Origin of the sequence: Leeuwenhoekiella sp. CH_XMU1409-2 (assembly GCF_037029365.1) — a bacterium.
Lineage (GTDB): Bacteria > Bacteroidota > Bacteroidia > Flavobacteriales > Flavobacteriaceae > Leeuwenhoekiella > Leeuwenhoekiella blandensis.
Genome location: NZ_JAYMEI010000011.1, coordinates 94,770 through 109,789, shown reverse-complemented (window position 1 = coordinate 109,789; position 15,020 = coordinate 94,770). Strand labels below are relative to the sequence as shown.

General features: G+C 42.6%; 11 protein-coding genes. 7 read left to right on the top strand and 4 right to left on the bottom strand.

Annotation, left to right across the window (positions count from 1 at the left end; translation table 11 throughout):
- Window positions 1–326: 326 nt before the first annotated feature.
- Both WA338_RS12685 and WA338_RS12680 read right to left on the bottom strand, forming a co-directional pair.
- Window positions 327–2,516, bottom strand: coding sequence for a xanthine dehydrogenase family protein molybdopterin-binding subunit (locus WA338_RS12685; RefSeq protein ID WP_336093586.1), 2,190 nt, complete (start codon window positions 2,514–2,516; stop codon window positions 327–329).
- 6 nt (window positions 2,517–2,522) lie between these two features.
- The gene (locus WA338_RS12680) at window positions 2,523–2,987 is read right to left on the bottom strand and encodes a (2Fe-2S)-binding protein (protein ID WP_009780847.1); all 465 of its coding nucleotides are present in this window, start codon (window positions 2,985–2,987) and stop codon (window positions 2,523–2,525) included.
- A gap of 200 nt (window positions 2,988–3,187) precedes the next feature.
- Here WA338_RS12680 and WA338_RS12675 point away from each other — a divergent pair, with 200 nt between their 5' ends.
- Entirely contained in the window at window positions 3,188–4,372 is a 1,185-nt protein-coding gene (locus WA338_RS12675) for a BamA/TamA family outer membrane protein (RefSeq protein ID WP_336093583.1), read from the top strand.
- A 36-nt stretch (window positions 4,373–4,408) separates the two neighbouring features.
- Here WA338_RS12675 and WA338_RS12670 read toward each other — a convergent pair whose 3' ends face one another.
- A complete protein-coding gene (locus WA338_RS12670) occupies window positions 4,409–5,965 on the bottom strand; it encodes a M61 family metallopeptidase (RefSeq protein WP_336093581.1) in 1,557 nt (518 codons plus the stop codon).
- A gap of 192 nt (window positions 5,966–6,157) precedes the next feature.
- Between WA338_RS12670 and WA338_RS12665 the strand changes: the two genes are divergently transcribed.
- The 5 genes from WA338_RS12665 (at window position 6,158) to WA338_RS12645 (ending at window position 12,638) form a co-directional block, all read left to right on the top strand.
- Window positions 6,158–7,222 carry a ligand-binding sensor domain-containing protein gene (locus tag WA338_RS12665; RefSeq protein ID WP_336093579.1) on the top strand — a complete coding sequence of 355 codons (1,065 nt, stop codon included), beginning with the start codon at window positions 6,158–6,160 and terminating at the stop codon, window positions 7,220–7,222.
- 108 nt (window positions 7,223–7,330) lie between these two features.
- Complete coding sequence (locus WA338_RS12660) at window positions 7,331–8,548, top strand: exonuclease SbcCD subunit D C-terminal domain-containing protein (protein ID WP_009780851.1); 1,218 nt, start codon at window positions 7,331–7,333, stop codon at window positions 8,546–8,548.
- Window position 8,549: 1 nt separating this feature from the next.
- Window positions 8,550–11,573, top strand: coding sequence for an AAA family ATPase (locus WA338_RS12655; RefSeq protein ID WP_009780852.1), 3,024 nt, complete (start codon window positions 8,550–8,552; stop codon window positions 11,571–11,573).
- A gap of 22 nt (window positions 11,574–11,595) precedes the next feature.
- On the top strand, window positions 11,596–12,075 hold the full coding sequence (locus tag WA338_RS12650; protein ID WP_009780853.1) for a hypothetical protein: 480 nt from the start codon (window positions 11,596–11,598) through the stop codon (window positions 12,073–12,075).
- 170 nt (window positions 12,076–12,245) lie between these two features.
- A complete protein-coding gene (locus WA338_RS12645) occupies window positions 12,246–12,638 on the top strand; it encodes an acyl-CoA thioesterase (RefSeq protein ID WP_009780854.1) in 393 nt (130 codons plus the stop codon).
- Between the two features lie 92 nt (window positions 12,639–12,730).
- Here WA338_RS12645 and WA338_RS12640 read toward each other — a convergent pair whose 3' ends face one another.
- Window positions 12,731–13,309, bottom strand: a complete 579-nt coding sequence (locus WA338_RS12640) for a hypothetical protein (RefSeq protein ID WP_009780855.1) — start codon at window positions 13,307–13,309, stop codon at window positions 12,731–12,733.
- A 317-nt stretch (window positions 13,310–13,626) separates the two neighbouring features.
- Between WA338_RS12640 and WA338_RS12635 the strand changes: the two genes are divergently transcribed.
- Window positions 13,627–15,018, top strand: a complete 1,392-nt coding sequence (locus WA338_RS12635; protein WP_009780856.1) for an aminopeptidase P family protein — start codon at window positions 13,627–13,629, stop codon at window positions 15,016–15,018.
- Window positions 15,019–15,020: the final 2 nt, after the last annotated feature.

The following is a 15,020-nucleotide window of genomic DNA, read 5'->3' as shown; positions in this document are numbered from 1 at the left end:
AAACTTCATTTTGCGTATATTAACACAGCAGTTCCAAACTGCGCTAAACTACTTTAAAGCTTCAAAGCAGTTGCCAAGCTCCCCAGGCATTAGTTTACCCGTCGTTCATTCGTAGTTCACCCGAGGTTCACCCGTACTTCACGCGTAGCAAAAGCATACCTAAGCTATGGTAGCGGTATGGTTACAGCCAGTAAACCTTTAAGGATGGATAAAGGAACAAGCAGACTATAGCCATAAGCCTTCTGAATCTCCCTATACAAAAGTCGTAAAACATAAAAAGCTACCTCCGGTAAGAAGTAGCTTTTTAAAATTATGGAATAAAACCATCAACCTAAGATCTGCGTTTCCTGCTCCAGGATCATATACGGCTGACGGTAATAACGCTTGCTAGTGGCTTTATACAAGGCACTGGCCAGAGCTCCTGCAACCGGAGGTAAGCCGGGTTCGCCCAATCCTGTGGGTGCGATCTGGTTCTCTGCAAAGAACACTTCGATCTCCAGCGGGGCTTCGTTGTTTCTGATCAAGCGGTAGCGGTCAAAGTTCTGTTGCTCCGGCATACCGTCTTTAAAGGTCAACTGACTGTACATCGCGTGTCCTAATCCGTCTACGATTCCACCTTCAATTTGATTTAATGCGCCTTCTTTGTTGATCACAATTCCGCAGTCTACAGCACACCATACTTTTTTCACTACTGGATTTCCACGATCATCCATCACGAGGTCGATCACCTGTGCTACGTACGAATTGTGGCAGTAATATGCCGAAACACCGCGGTAAACGCCGTCGATCTCGGCTCCCCAATTACTCTTCTCACGCACGAGTTTTAGAACTCCGGCATAACGCTCGGCATCATAATCGTTGCGCTCCCCTACCGGATTGGCGATCGCATTATCAAAAAGCTCCAATCTAAAATCAATAGGATCTTTACCTGCTGCTTCAGCAACCTCATCGATAAAGGATTGCTCTGCTCCAGCGGTAAAATTAGAACGCGGCGCACGCCAGGCTCCTGTTGAAATATTGGTATCAATACCAAAGTTCTCCGCGCGATAATTGGCTAAGGTTCCCGCTGGATAGCGATTGGCAAACACCGGACTTGACGGAATACCGCTTCCCTGCACTTCAAAGGCCGTCAGGTTTTTATCGACATCCAATGCGGCTTTATATTTTAAAGTATATGATGGACGATAAGTACCTTGCGTCATATCATCTTCCCGGGTGTAAATGAGTTTTACCGGAGCTCCTATCTTCTGCGAAATAGCAGCAGCTTCGAGACCGAAGTTTCCATACAATCTGCGACCAAATCCCCCTCCCATACGGGTCATATCTACGTGGATCTTATCTTCAGGAATGTTAAGCATTGCAGCAGCTGAACCGCGTAAAGCTTCCGGCGTTTGAATAGGACCGATCAAGCGCGCTGAATCTGCTTTAACATCGGCAAAAAAGTTCATCGGCTCCAGGGTGTTGTGTGCCAAAAACGAACCAAAATACGTGCGTTCGATCACGGTATCGGCATTGGCAAAAGCTACATCAGGATCTCCATCTTGACGGGCTACTTCTCCCTTTCCTTCAAACACAGAAGCAAATTGCTCCAAATGCGCTGCAGAACTTTCAGCGGCAGATACGCGTTCCCATTCGGCTTTTACCGCTTTCTTCGCCTGCATCACCTGCCAGGTGCTGTCGCCCACGACTACGATGAGTTCGTTAAATGCATTCACATCTGCCCAACTGGGTTTTTCTAACGAGGTATTTATCGTAAACACCTCTTTGATCCCCGGCATCCCTTTCGCTTCGGCAGCATCAAAGCTTTTAAGTTGCATCCCAAAAGCAGGCGCATGAATAAGCATCGCAATGGCGGCGCCTTCTTCCATATAATCTAAACCGAACAATGGTTTTCCCGTAGCGATCTTAACCCCGTCTACGTTTTTAACCGCGGTCCCAATAAGTTTAAAGTCTTTAGGTTCTTTCAGCTTCACTTCTTCAGGAAGTTCGATACTGATAGCATCACCGATCAACTCTTTATACGCGATGCTTTTATTGGTAGGCAAGTGCTTTACCATACCCGCTTCGGTTACCAGATCTTCTGCAGGAATATTCCACAGGTTTGCAGCGGCGCTCACAAAAAGATAACGCGCGGTAGCCCCGGCCATACGCAATCCGTTCCAACCGGCGCGAATAGACTGACTTCCACCGGCGATTTGACGACTGAATTTTTTTGTATCTAATGGTGCCTGTTCTACGCTAACCTGATCCCAGGCCACATCCAACTCTTCGGCTACAATAAGCGGCATCGAGGTTTTTACATTTTGACCGATTTCAGGATTGGGTGAAAAAATAGTCACCGTCCCGTCTTCATTCATTTTGATGTAAGCATTGAGGTCAAAGGCAGCCTCAGCAGGAGTTGCTGTGTCTTGTGCCAAACCTGAAAACCAACTGAACTGCAACATCAGTCCTGCGCCCCCGGCTGCAGAAACTTTTAAAAACGATCTACGGTTGTGTTTTGTCTTGATAAGTGCCATAATCGATTATTTTTTTGTTGCTGCCAGTGCGACAGCTTTATTGATTCGTGTATAGGTTCCGCATCGGCAGAGATTACCGCTCATCGCGTTTTTGATCTCGTCTTCAGAAGGATTCGCATTGCGATTGAGCAAGGCTGCTGCACTCATAATTTGTCCTGCCTGGCAGTACCCGCATTGCGGCACATCAACTTCGATCCATGCTTGTTGCACAGGATGCTCACCGCTTTCTGAAAGTCCTTCTATCGTGGTGATCTTCATCGAAGCGTTTGCAATGGCGCTTACAGGGAGCGAACACGAGCGTACGGCATTACCATTAAGGTGAATGGTGCACGCACCACACTGGCCAATACCACAGCCATATTTGGTTCCTACCATATTAAGATGATCCCGCAAGACCCAAAGCACCGGGGTATCTGCAGCAACATCAACCTGATGTTCTTTCTCGTTAATGTACAAACTATACTGTGGCATAGCATTATGATTTTAATGAAACGTCTGTTTTTAAGCGTTATAGCAAAACGCACTGCTCTAAAGTTAACTAATTTTAACGATCACTCCTTACACTTTTCAAACCAAATGTGGGATGGCCTCCGCTTAAAAATTAGCATTTCCTTACAATTTGAGCTGATTCGTTCCGTGACTAAAAGGCTACTTTTACCTGAAAATTGACAATGCCGAGAACATTACGTCTTCTTTTATGTACACTAGGTCTCTTGCTTATGGGATTACAACTGCAAGCACAGGAGACTACGATTCCTAATGAAACTCCCAAAAAAGGGTTTATTTCCCGCTACCTCAATAGGGTGTTTAATGATACCGTATCTAAGGAAAAACCACAATTCCTGATCTATCCGGTGTTAGGTATACGTCCTGAAACAGGTCTGGAATTTGCCGTGGCACCACTCTTTGTGTTTTATGCCAATGAGGATATTAACAACCGCCTTAGCGAGATCAACACTTATGCCTTTTTTACCTTCAACGGGCAATATGGCATACGCATCAATCATGCTGTCTATTCTGACCAGGACAAATGGTTTTTCTTAGGAGATCTTGATGCAGAACGCTTTCCGCTAAAATATTACGGGATAGGGAATGATGTTCCTAAAGACAATATCGCATTAGTAGATGCAACGCAAATTCAGATTAAAGAACGGGTATTACGCAAGGTTGTAAAGAACTTTTATGTAGGTCTCGAGACCGACTTTAGAAGTCTGTCTAACGTTTCTTTTGAAGCTCCCGAAGACAGCGACGAAGCTCTGGACATTGAGCTTCCCTTTGGTGCCGAAGGAACGACCAGCTTTGGTATGGGTGCCGGTCTGGTTTACGATGCCCGGCACAATGTATTGAATGAGCGGAATGCCTTTTTTAGCGAATTGGCTTACCTCAATTACAATCCGTTCTGGAAAAGCGATGTTAAATATCAGACCATCACTACAGACAACCGTTTTTTTACACCTATAGGCAAGCGAGATGTGCTGGCGGCTCAGGTTATTGGTCAGTTTAGCTTTGGTGGTGATGTTCCATTCAACCAACTTTCATACTTAGGTGGAGAGAGTATTATGCGCGGTTATTTTAGCGGAAGGTTTAGAGACCGCAATCAGATCGCTGCGCAAGTAGAATACCGTTTCCTACCGCTTAAACTCGGTTTTACAGACCGTTTAGGAGCGACTGTTTTTACCGGTGTAGGCGAAGTTTTTGACGATTGGAACGAACTGGAGATGAACAAGATCAAATGGTCTGCCGGTGCCGGTGCGCGTTTCCTGATCTTTAGAGAAAAAGATATTTTTATTCGCTTTGATTATGCCTTTACCAGAGACGGAAGCAATTTTTACCTAAGCATAGGTGAAGCCTTTTAGGATGTCACTTCATTGCATTAAAATCTTGAATTTAGGTTAAAGACGATTTCTAAAAAGCGTCTTACGGATTTCTTCTTGCAGTTTATTTTCGGGGGCTTTGCGCTGCAATTCATAAGCGCGTTCTATACGTTCTGTTTCCGGATCATCGTTTAGGCTTAGATCTAAGGACAAGGTCCCATAGCTCAAATACTTCTCATAATCTGGTGTTTCGGTTGTTTCTACATAGCGACGCAATTCGGTTAGCGGCTTACCTGCCATTTGCGCTACCGTATCCCAAAATTCTTCTTCGGTATAACCGCGTTGTTGTTCCCGATAGTAAGTAGTATACATTTCGCGCATCACATCGTCTAGAGACTTTTCATTTGCACTCTCGTGACGAATGGCAAGATCAAGCAAAAGTCCGAGCATTGGGCCTTTATGATAATAGGAGATCGTAGTGGCATCGGTAATGGCGTCAGTATTCAAGAAGTGATTCCACACATCATAACTGGAGCGTTCTAAAGACATATGTTCTTTTCCCTCCTTATTTTCGATCGCCTTAAAATGGCTGCTTAAATACTTTAGCAGCTCGGCTTCACTGATCAATCCTGCATCGCGCATAATGAGATATTCGTAATACACGGTAAAGCCTTCAGCCACCCAAAGCATCGTTGTGTAATTTTCTTTGCTGTAATCAAAAGGTCCTAATTCAATAGGTCGCAAAGCTTTTACATTATATAGATGAAAATACTCGTGGGTGATAAAATTGAGAAACGCCTTATAATCGGCATCGGTTTTAAAATCAAAACTTCCGTAGGTAAATACCGCTTGCGAATTGGCATGCTCGAGTCCGCCGCCGCCGGGTTCCATCATAATAAACGCATATTCCTCAAAAGGAATGTGCTGCATCAAATAGGTTGTGCGTAAAATGATCTTTCGCAAATCACCCACAAACTGTTGCTCATTCAAACCTTTGGGAGTTGCAATGGTCAGACTAAAGTCTTTGCCCAATTGCTGAAACGCGATCATTTTTTGATTTCCGAGGTAAAACGGACTGTCATAAAGCACATCTGCCGATACGGCGTAAAAGGTATTTTGGTTTACTTTTTCGAGTCCCGTAGCGATGTTTTCCCAAGCTTCAGGAAGTTGAAAGCTTACCAAAATGGGTGCTTCCTTTCGCCCTTCAGGAAACATAAATATATCGGTGTTCGCGAGAAAAGCCCGACTATCCTTCACATTAGATTCTGCTACCGAAGTACGATTAGCATAAACCCTGTAGGTTACCTCTAATTCGGTATTTTTAGGATGTGTGATCGTCCATTTGTTTTTAGAAGTTTTCTTCCAGGCTATCGCAACACCTTCAGAAGCTTGCACCTCAAAATCAATAATATGCGCAGGGTTATCGAGAATCATATAATATCCCGGAGTCCAAACCGGCAAAACGAGTGTGGTTTCGGTAGTATCCTGCTGGTCCAGATGCAACTCCACTGCAACATAATGCGCTTCCGCCTGAGGAAAGGATAGTTGATACTGCATTTGTGGATCGCCCTTCTGCGCAAAAAGAGTTTCTGCAAACAAAAACAATACAAGTAAAGCATATGCTCTGCAAACCATAATATTCAATTTTTATATCCTTAGGAAAATTACAGATTGCAGATTGAAAAACGCGAACTCCTTACGGTCTATTATTCGCAAGTGCTGATACGATATTAACCGCTTCACCCCATTTATTCAAAACATCCACCACGCTTAGTTTACTTATTTTTAAACATTTAAAGACTATATTTAGAGCGTCAATCAAACCATATGAAAGCCTTTATCTTCCTACTCCCTATGCTGTGTATTGCTTTTACGAGTACTTCCTGCACCCAAAAGAAAACAAAAAAAACAGACGCAGCTGCTCTTACTGAATTGATACAACCACTGACATCTGATACGTTGAAATTCACCTCAGGAGTTCGTGCGATCTTTCAGGATTCAAATGGGAATTATTGGCTAGGAAGTCACAACGAAGGCTTGGCTGTTTATAACGGAACGCGCTTTAGCTACTTTACCACGGCAAATGGTTTGGCCGAGAATCAAATCCGCAGCATTCAGGAAGATGCGCAAGGCAATATCTGGCTGGGCACCGCAGACGGCGTAAGTAAATTCAACGGTACACACTTTACAAATTACACTACCGAAACAGGTTTTCCAGAACCTGTTGCTAAAGCTTCTTCAAAAAACCTATGGTTTAATGCCGGGAATCTGCCGGGCGTTAACTGGTGGGATGGGCAACAGCTGAATTACGTACCCTTTCCTAAACCAATTTCTGACGATCTTGAAAATTCTTATGCAATTACCGGGATTTCAAAAGACAACCAAGGCCAGGTCTGGTTTGGTACCTATGCCGGATTATTCGTCTTTGATGGGCAAAACCTACTACCGGTTGAGAAGATCAAAAAGGCACTACTTCCTGAAGATTACATTCATATAAGAAGCGTGTTTGCCGACTCTAAAGGGCGTATTTGGGTAGGCAATAACGGGATTGGCGTTTTATTGATCGATGGAGACACTGTTATCAATTTTTCAGAAGAAAACGGACTCATACATCCCGAAAGTTCCAGAAGAGGGGCACATTCTCCAGCCGGTACTTTAGAGCACGTTTTTTCAATTGCTGAAGATGCTCACGGAAACATTTGGTTTGGAGATCGGGACACCGGCGCCTGGAGTTATGATGGAAAATCAGTAAAACATCATTCCATAAACAATACTCTAGATTCCATAATGATCTGGAGCATTTACAAAGACACTACAAACCGACTTCTTTTTGGGTTATACAATGGTGAAGTTTATGCCTTTAACGGGATGCGTTTTGATAAGGTGTTTTGAAAAAGCTTCCTTTTCATGAACCCTTAGAATTACTCAAAAGTTACAATCCCTTTTACCTCTCAATTTTCGTAACTTCACGCTTCCTCCTACGCGATTAAATCTAAGCCCATGAAAATCTTGCATACGGCCGACTGGCATATTGGCAAAAAGCTGCACAAACACTATTTATACACCGATTTTGAACGCTTTATCTCTTGGCTGATTGCAATTATTCAAGAGGAAAACATCGAACTCGTTTTGGTTTCCGGAGATGTTTTTGACCTCGCTAATCCTTCTGCTGAAGCACGCAAACAATACTACAAAGCTTTAAAACAGTTGAGCAATCTCAATTGTAAACTCATCATTACCGGTGGAAATCACGATTCACCGTCGATGCTCGATGCGCCTCGCGAAATACTCGAAGCATTAAATGTACATATCCTTGGCGGAATGCCGGAAAATCTGGAAGACTGCTTGATTCCCGTTCAAGGAAAACAGGATAATGACAAGCTTGTCGTTGCTGCAATTCCGTTTTTACGGGATGGAGATATTCGTGCGGCAGAATCTGGCGTTACCTATGAAAACCGCATTGAAGCCATTAGAAAAGGAATTGAAGCCGTCTTTACGCAAGCGGCAGAAACTTGCAAGCAAAAATTCCCCGGACTACCGGTGATCGCTATGGGGCATTTGTATGCAGCAGGCATTGAGCCTTCAGAGAGTGAACGCGACATACAGATCGGTAATCAGGCTGCTTTTCAGGCGAGTCAGTTTGGGGAGTATTTTAGCTATGTAGCGCTGGGGCATATTCATAAACCCCAACGCGTAAGCGCAGCAATTCCCGCTTTTTATAGTGGTTCACCTTTACCACTTTCCTTCAGCGAGCGTACCGATGAAAAACGGGTGTTGATCTTAAATACTTCAACGGGTTTTGAACCTAAAAGTGTTGCGATTCCTACGTTTAGAAAGCTGAACAAAGTGAGCGGCGATCTGGAACGTATACAAAGCAAATTGCAAACGCTGACTCCTGAAGGTGAACTCACCAACCTCATCGAAGTGGAGTTGATCGAAGAGAACTTTGATGCCCATCGTATTGCACAACTCGACACGCTGGTTACCGAATTTGACACTCCGGGACTCGAGATCGTCAAGCATCGCGCGACCTTTAAAAACCGACTAAAAGCAACCGGAAAATTGTTTGACGCCCAGCAACATTTGGAAGACCTAAAACCGCTGGAAGTATTTACCAAAATGCTCGAGCAAAACTCGTATGATGAAGAAACCAAGACGCAAGTAACTTTAGCGTTTCAAGAACTTGTAGAACACCTCAATACCGCAGATCCCGCTTAACATGAAGATATTAAAAATTGCTTTTAAAAACATCAATTCGCTACGCGGAGAGTACGAGATCGACTTTACCCAAGAACCCTTTTTGCAAAACAGTCTTTTTGCGATCACAGGCCCAACCGGTAGCGGAAAAACCACGATTCTTGATGTGATCTCCCTGGCGTTATTCAATCACGTGCCACGTTTAGGGAAGATGAGTACGAACGAGGTGCTCAAAAAAGGAGCTATTCTTACCCGCAATCAGGAAGACGCAAATGCGCAAATTACCTATCAATGCAATCAAGGGATTTTTACCTCGCGCTGGGAAATTTCGACCAACCGAAATGGTAATCTGCGCGATTATCATATGGAGCTCATAAACACAGTAAGCAACGAAATTCTCGATTTAAAAAAGTCGGATGTGCCGGGAAAAAATGAGGAGCTGATCGGTTTGAATTATGATCAGTTTATCAAGTCTGTTGTATTGGCGCAGGGCGAGTTTGCTAAATTTTTACAAGTGCCCAAAAAGGAACGTGGCGCGCTTCTTGAGAAGATCACGGGCACTGATATCTATCGCAGAATTGGGATAGAAGTGTTTCTTCGGAATAAAGAGCGTGCTAAGGAAATTGATGCTAAACGCGCTAAAATTGAGACTTTCAGGGAGCAATTGTTGGAAGAAGATTCGTTCGCAGCAAAGCAAAAAGAAGCTGAAACTTTAGCCGAGAGGCAAAAGGAATTAAAGCAATCGATCGAACAATTTACCAAAGAGATCGAGCTTAAAAAGAAACTGCAAGTCGAAGAAGGCGAACTGCAAAAAACACAGAAAGAATTAAGCGAAGTGGTCTCGCTTCAGGAAAACTTCGAAAAAGAAAAAGGAGATGCACTGAAGCATCACGAAGCAATTCAACTTTTTGCAGAAGAACTCAATCATTGGCAAAGTTTGCAGGAAAAGCAAAAAGAAAAGCAAACCGAAATCACTAGGGCTACGGAAGCTTTAGAAGCTGCAAAAACCCGACGAGAGCGCTTAACGCAACAACTTAGCGAGCAATTCAAACTTACGGTCACGCCAACTGATTTTCCGGAAAAAATGGAACGTTATAAAGCGGAAGTCCGTGCCTTGATCGATGAGCGCAATGCCTTGCGCACCGCTTTCGAAACCAGTAAAAATCCGTTGCAAACGGCAGCTAGGGAGTTCGATTTACGTTTAGACCTAAAAGATCTCAAGGGTTTTGAAACTGCTTTACAGGAGAAATTTACGAAGACTAAATCTGCATATGCAGATTTAGAGAACCGCTTTGACCTCAAAAATGCTTCGGTAGCAGAACGTCTGGCAGCAATTCAATCTAAGCTGAAAAACATCCGCGCAGCTGAAAAAGCGCATACGGCTTTAAGCACTTTAGAAACCCAACGCAAAGAACGCAGCAAAGAACACGTTGCTCTGCAAAAGCAACAAGCCCCTCTACCGGAAGAGATCAAACAGCTGAAACAGCAGATCGAGCTAAAAGAAGCTCAGCACACCGCTAAGCAAAAAACTCTGGAAGTAGCGCAGCTACAAAAACAACTTGAGGATTACCGCAAAGACCTACAAAATAATGAACCTTGTCCGCTTTGTGGTTCCCTTGATCATCCTTTCGCAGCCCATATTCCGCAAGAAGAAAACGGACTCAAAGCTGCGGTGCTTCAATTAGAACACGAATTAAAAACGCTGAACAAAGAACTCGCGACTAAAGAAAGTTCGCTTCAGCAATTAACGCAACAAACACAACAGCTCGAACAGCGTATAAAAGTTCTCGATGAAGAACTGAGTGCTCAGCAAACCACTTTTGATGCCCAATTTAAAAACCTGATGCAAACCAAAGGTAACGCCACGTTTAACGAATTGGAGCTCCAACTGGAACAGCAAGAACAGGAATTAAATTCCGCTGAAAAACTTCAGCAAAACATCAAAACACTTGGGCAAATTGAGCAGCAAACAAGCGATTTAAAAGCGCTCTTGGCCAAAGGCAAAAAAATAGCAGCGTCCATTTCCGCAGTGTATTCTGGTAAAGATTTTGAGCAAGACGTCAGTCAGTTGGAAACCTCCTGGAATCGTAACGAGCAAACAGCAAAGCAGCAAGAACAGCTGCTCAATGCAGCTAAAGAAGCAGAACGTGATCTTGCAAAAAAATTAGAAAGTCTCACGGTTAGCCTGCTAGATCAATTGAAAGAGAAAGGCTATGATGCTATTGAAGATGCATTGCAAATGCGCTTGAATGCTGCAACGGCTCAAACCTGGAAGCACGAACTAGAACAGATCAAACAAGATGCTTTACGTCTAAAAACCCTGCGCAATAAGCTCATTGAAGAAATTCAAATCTTAAAAGATACCGTGGGCGAAACACCGCTTGAAGCGCTTCAAGAGGAACATCAGAAACAAACAGAAGCGCATCAACAAAATGAACATTCAGCTTCCGTTTTATCTCGCCAACTATTAAATCACAAGGACAATCTGGAGCAGATTAGAAAACTTCAAAAACAGATCGATCAAGAATTAGAATCGTCTAAGCATTGGCAAGTGTTGTTTGATCTAATCGGAGATTCAAAAGGAGATAAATTCAACAATTTTGCCCAGGATTTAACGCTGCAACAACTGCTGCAACTGGCTAACAAACGTCTAATGCGCCTTACCGACCGTTATCAAATAGACCAACCGGCTGAGGATGAAGATGACAGTCTGGTTGCGATTGATGAGCATATGGGCGGGCAACGCCGCTCGATCAAAACGCTGAGCGGTGGTGAGACTTTTATTCTAAGTCTGGCACTGGCCTTAGCACTATCTGATCTAGCATCCCGCAATATCGAGATCAACAGCTTATTTATTGATGAAGGTTTTGGTACCCTCGACCCCGAAACCCTTGACCAAACACTAGATACACTTGAAGTTTTGCAAGCCGAATCCTCAAAAATGATCGGCGTGATCAGTCACGTAGACAGTTTAAAAGAGCGTATTGCAACGCAAATTCAACTTACACAAAACGGGCAGGGTTATAGCAGTTTAAAGGTGGTTTGATCAATCTTTTAATACGATAAATATGAATGAGCAATTAGATATTATAACATTTCATCACAAGCAAACCCCATTAATAATAAGGTTCTTTCTAGGATTATTAGTGCTAGTCTGCGCGCTTATTCCGATAGTTGCTTTGAGCGTGGTAATTCTCAATCGTAAAGGTCTGCATATAGGTGTGTTTTTTATCTTCTTTCTTTTTTGGGGACTAGGATTTATGATGCTACGCAGCTATTTATGGAATTCTTTTGGAAAAGAAACTCTTTATCTTCAAAAAAATAAAATTATATACTTGGCAGATTATAAATACTTCAGGGATGCTCGACAGGAAATTGAGATTGAAGGTTTAGAAGCAGAAATTGTTTATAGTGAAACAATAAATGGATCAGGAACTCTTCGACTAACTAATGAGAAAACAACAATTGAGACGGTTTTAGAAACTTCAACAGAAATTCTATTGAATGAAATATACAAAATAGAGACTACTTATTTACCAGATTCTTAATCTACATCTAACTAATTAATCTTACGCAAAATGGGCAGGGTTATAGCAGTTTGAAAATCGTATAATCCTATATAAATTGGTTATCATAGCATAGGCTAAAGCTTCCGTATGAAGCTCTTTTAAGCCTTGATAAATCCTAACTTTACGTTAGAATTTTAAGAGAAAAAACTATGAATTTTCATACCCGAAAATGGATCAAACCGCAAGATCTTAATCCCAATCGTTCGCTCTTTGGAGGCCGACTTTTAGAATGGATCGACGAAGAGGCGGCGCTTTACGCCATCATACAATTAGAGAATCCGCGAACGGTTACTAAATATATCAGTGAAATAGATTTTAAATCTAGTGCTCGCGAAGGGGATATTGTCGAAATTGGTATCGAACCGGTAAAATTTGGTACCGCTTCCCTGACCTTAAAATGTGAGGTACGTAACAAAATGACGCGCGAGACCATCATCACCATCGATAAGATCGTGATGGTAGGCTTAGATGAAAACGGAAACGCCAAACCCCACGGAAAAACAAAAGTAGAATACGTAAAAGACCGTTTGGAGGATAAATAGATTTATAAATGGCAAACAACTGAAACAAGAAAGAGACCACAAATGTGGTCTCTCTTTCTGTACTATTTCTGTATTATATCTCTTAGTATAAATTAGCTTCTTGAATAGATCACATCAGCCTCTTGAATTTTTTGTGGCAAGTCGCTCATCGTGTTATAATATGCATCTTTATTATTGAATACACGGTCTGGACGCTCTCCTACGATGATATATTTTACACTCATATCAGGAGCATTTAAGTTTACCTGATCTTGAATACGCATGGTTTGATCTTCGATATCGGTTCCAAGATCCTCAAGATTGGCAATTACATATAGCATCTTATTGCTAGCACGTACTTCCTGAATTTCAAGATCTTTTTCGGTATCGGTGATTTCAGCTTCTACGACAAGGCTTTGTTCAACATTTTCCTCATCGGGCATATCTACGTCTATGGTAGGTACTTCAACCTCTTCTTCTTCCATCACAACCACAACTTTAGGCACTTCTACCGTTTCTGTTTTGGTGCTGATGTCTACATCTGCCCATTCGATATCATATTCGGGTAACTCACCTGCTTCAGTTTCTACATCAACATCGACTTCAGGCAATTCTGCTGAATCTTTTTTGTTGATATCACAGCTTGTAAATAGTGCTAATGCTAATCCTATTGGTAAAATAATTCTTTTCATAGTTATCATTTATTGGTTAGTAACTGAACGCAATTTAAAGGGTAGCTTTCCGCAGCTCCGTTAAAAGCTTCTCAATTGATACGTTATTAACCTTGATAAGGTTAAATGTTAAAGGATTTAAGCAAATAAGCATAAGGCAGATTAAAAATTCACCTGATAATTCAAAAAAAGCGTGAAATACTGCTAACAAATGCATACAAATGGGCAATTACCGGTAATTGTTTCTAATTGCATTTCGATAATTTAGCAGCAAATCGTCAAAACCGGCCTTTTTTGCAGGGCTTCAAACTTTGACTTTTAAAAAATTAATTCAATTTATGTTTCCTAAAAACACCTACGTCAATAGACGAAATACCCTAAAACAAACGCTTAAAAGTGGCATCATCCTCTTTCCCGGCAATGGAGAAAGCTCGATGAATTATGCCGATAACTGGTATCCTTTTAAACAGGATAGCAGCTTTTTATATTATACGGGGATCGATCATATTCCTGATCTGTATTTCCTGATCAACATCGATACCGGCGAAGAGATCCTCTTCGGAAACAATGCTACTCCGGAAGAAAAAGTTTGGATCGGTTCTGCTGAAAAATTAGAAAGCTTTGCTGAAAAGTCAGGCTTCAGCACTGTAAAACCTTTAGATCAGGTAGCTTCTTATCTAAAAACGCAAGTAGCCAAAGGGCAACAGGTGCATTACCTTCCACCCTATCGTTCGGCTCAAAAAATTGCGATCAGCGAACTTTTAGATATTCCGATTCAAGAAGTAGAAGCTAAAAAATCTGTAGCCTTGATTCAAGCGATCGTTACACAACGCGAGCGCAAGTCGGCTGAAGAATTGGTACAACTTGAAGAAGCAGTGAATATTACCCGCAAAATGCACGAGTATGCGATCATCAATACTAAAGCGGGAATGACCGAAATGCAAATGGCAGGAACACTTAACGGTATCGCGGTAAGCGGCGGTGGCGGACTCGCTTTCCCCATTATTTTGACTAAAGACGGCCAATATCTCCACAATCACGCAACCACCGCGGTATTGAGTGAAGGCGATCTGGTGCTTTGCGATTGCGGCGCGTATAATACGATGGGCTACGGTGGTGATATGACCCGCACCTTCCCTGCCGGAAAAACGTTCAGTCCGTTGCAAAAAGACGTTTACAATATCGTGCTTAATGCGCACGAAAGCGCCATTGATGCCTTAAAACCCGGCACGCGTTTTAAAGATATTCATTTGTTGGCCTCCAAGAAACTTGTAGAAGGTCTTACCGATCTTGGCCTGATGAAAGGCGACGCTGACGAGGCAGTTGCCGCAGGTGCTCACACGCTTTTCTTTCAATGCGGTTTAGGTCATATGATGGGCTTAGACATTCACGACATGGAAAATATGGGGGAACAATACGTGGGCTATACTCCTGAGCTGAAGAAAAGCACTGAGTTTGGACTAAAGTCACTACGTCTAGGGAAAGAACTACAGGAGGATTTTGTGCTTACCGTAGAACCCGGCTTGTATTTCAATCCATTCTTGATCGATGAGCGCAGAGCACAGAAAAAGTATATGGACTTTGTGAATTATGACGAAGTGGAAAAATTCAAATCTTTTGGCGGCATACGCGTCGAAGAGGATTTTGTCATTACTAAAGACGGAAGCAAACTATTGGGCGAACCACTTGCCAAAACACCTGAAGCCATCGAAAAACTAAGAAACAACTAACC

Bases quoted from the DNA above. Each gene is read 5' to 3' on its own strand.
- WA338_RS12635 (WP_009780856.1), top strand. From the start codon at position 13,627: ATGTTTCCTAAAAACACCTACGTCAATAGACGAAATACCCTAAAACAA.
- WA338_RS12650 (WP_009780853.1), top strand. From the start codon at position 11,596: ATGAATGAGCAATTAGATATTATAACATTTCATCACAAGCAAACCCCA.
- WA338_RS12645 (WP_009780854.1), top strand. From the start codon at position 12,246: ATGAATTTTCATACCCGAAAATGGATCAAACCGCAAGATCTTAATCCC.
- WA338_RS12640 (WP_009780855.1), bottom strand. From the start codon at position 13,309: ATGAAAAGAATTATTTTACCAATAGGATTAGCATTAGCACTATTTACA.
- WA338_RS12655 (WP_009780852.1), top strand. From the start codon at position 8,550: ATGAAGATATTAAAAATTGCTTTTAAAAACATCAATTCGCTACGCGGA.
- WA338_RS12680 (WP_009780847.1), bottom strand. From the start codon at position 2,987: ATGCCACAGTATAGTTTGTACATTAACGAGAAAGAACATCAGGTTGAT.
- WA338_RS12660 (WP_009780851.1), top strand. From the start codon at position 7,331: ATGAAAATCTTGCATACGGCCGACTGGCATATTGGCAAAAAGCTGCAC.
- WA338_RS12670 (WP_336093581.1), bottom strand. From the start codon at position 5,965: ATGGTTTGCAGAGCATATGCTTTACTTGTATTGTTTTTGTTTGCAGAA.
- WA338_RS12685 (WP_336093586.1), bottom strand. From the start codon at position 2,516: ATGGCACTTATCAAGACAAAACACAACCGTAGATCGTTTTTAAAAGTT.
- WA338_RS12665 (WP_336093579.1), top strand. From the start codon at position 6,158: ATGAAAGCCTTTATCTTCCTACTCCCTATGCTGTGTATTGCTTTTACG.
- WA338_RS12675 (WP_336093583.1), top strand. From the start codon at position 3,188: ATGCCGAGAACATTACGTCTTCTTTTATGTACACTAGGTCTCTTGCTT.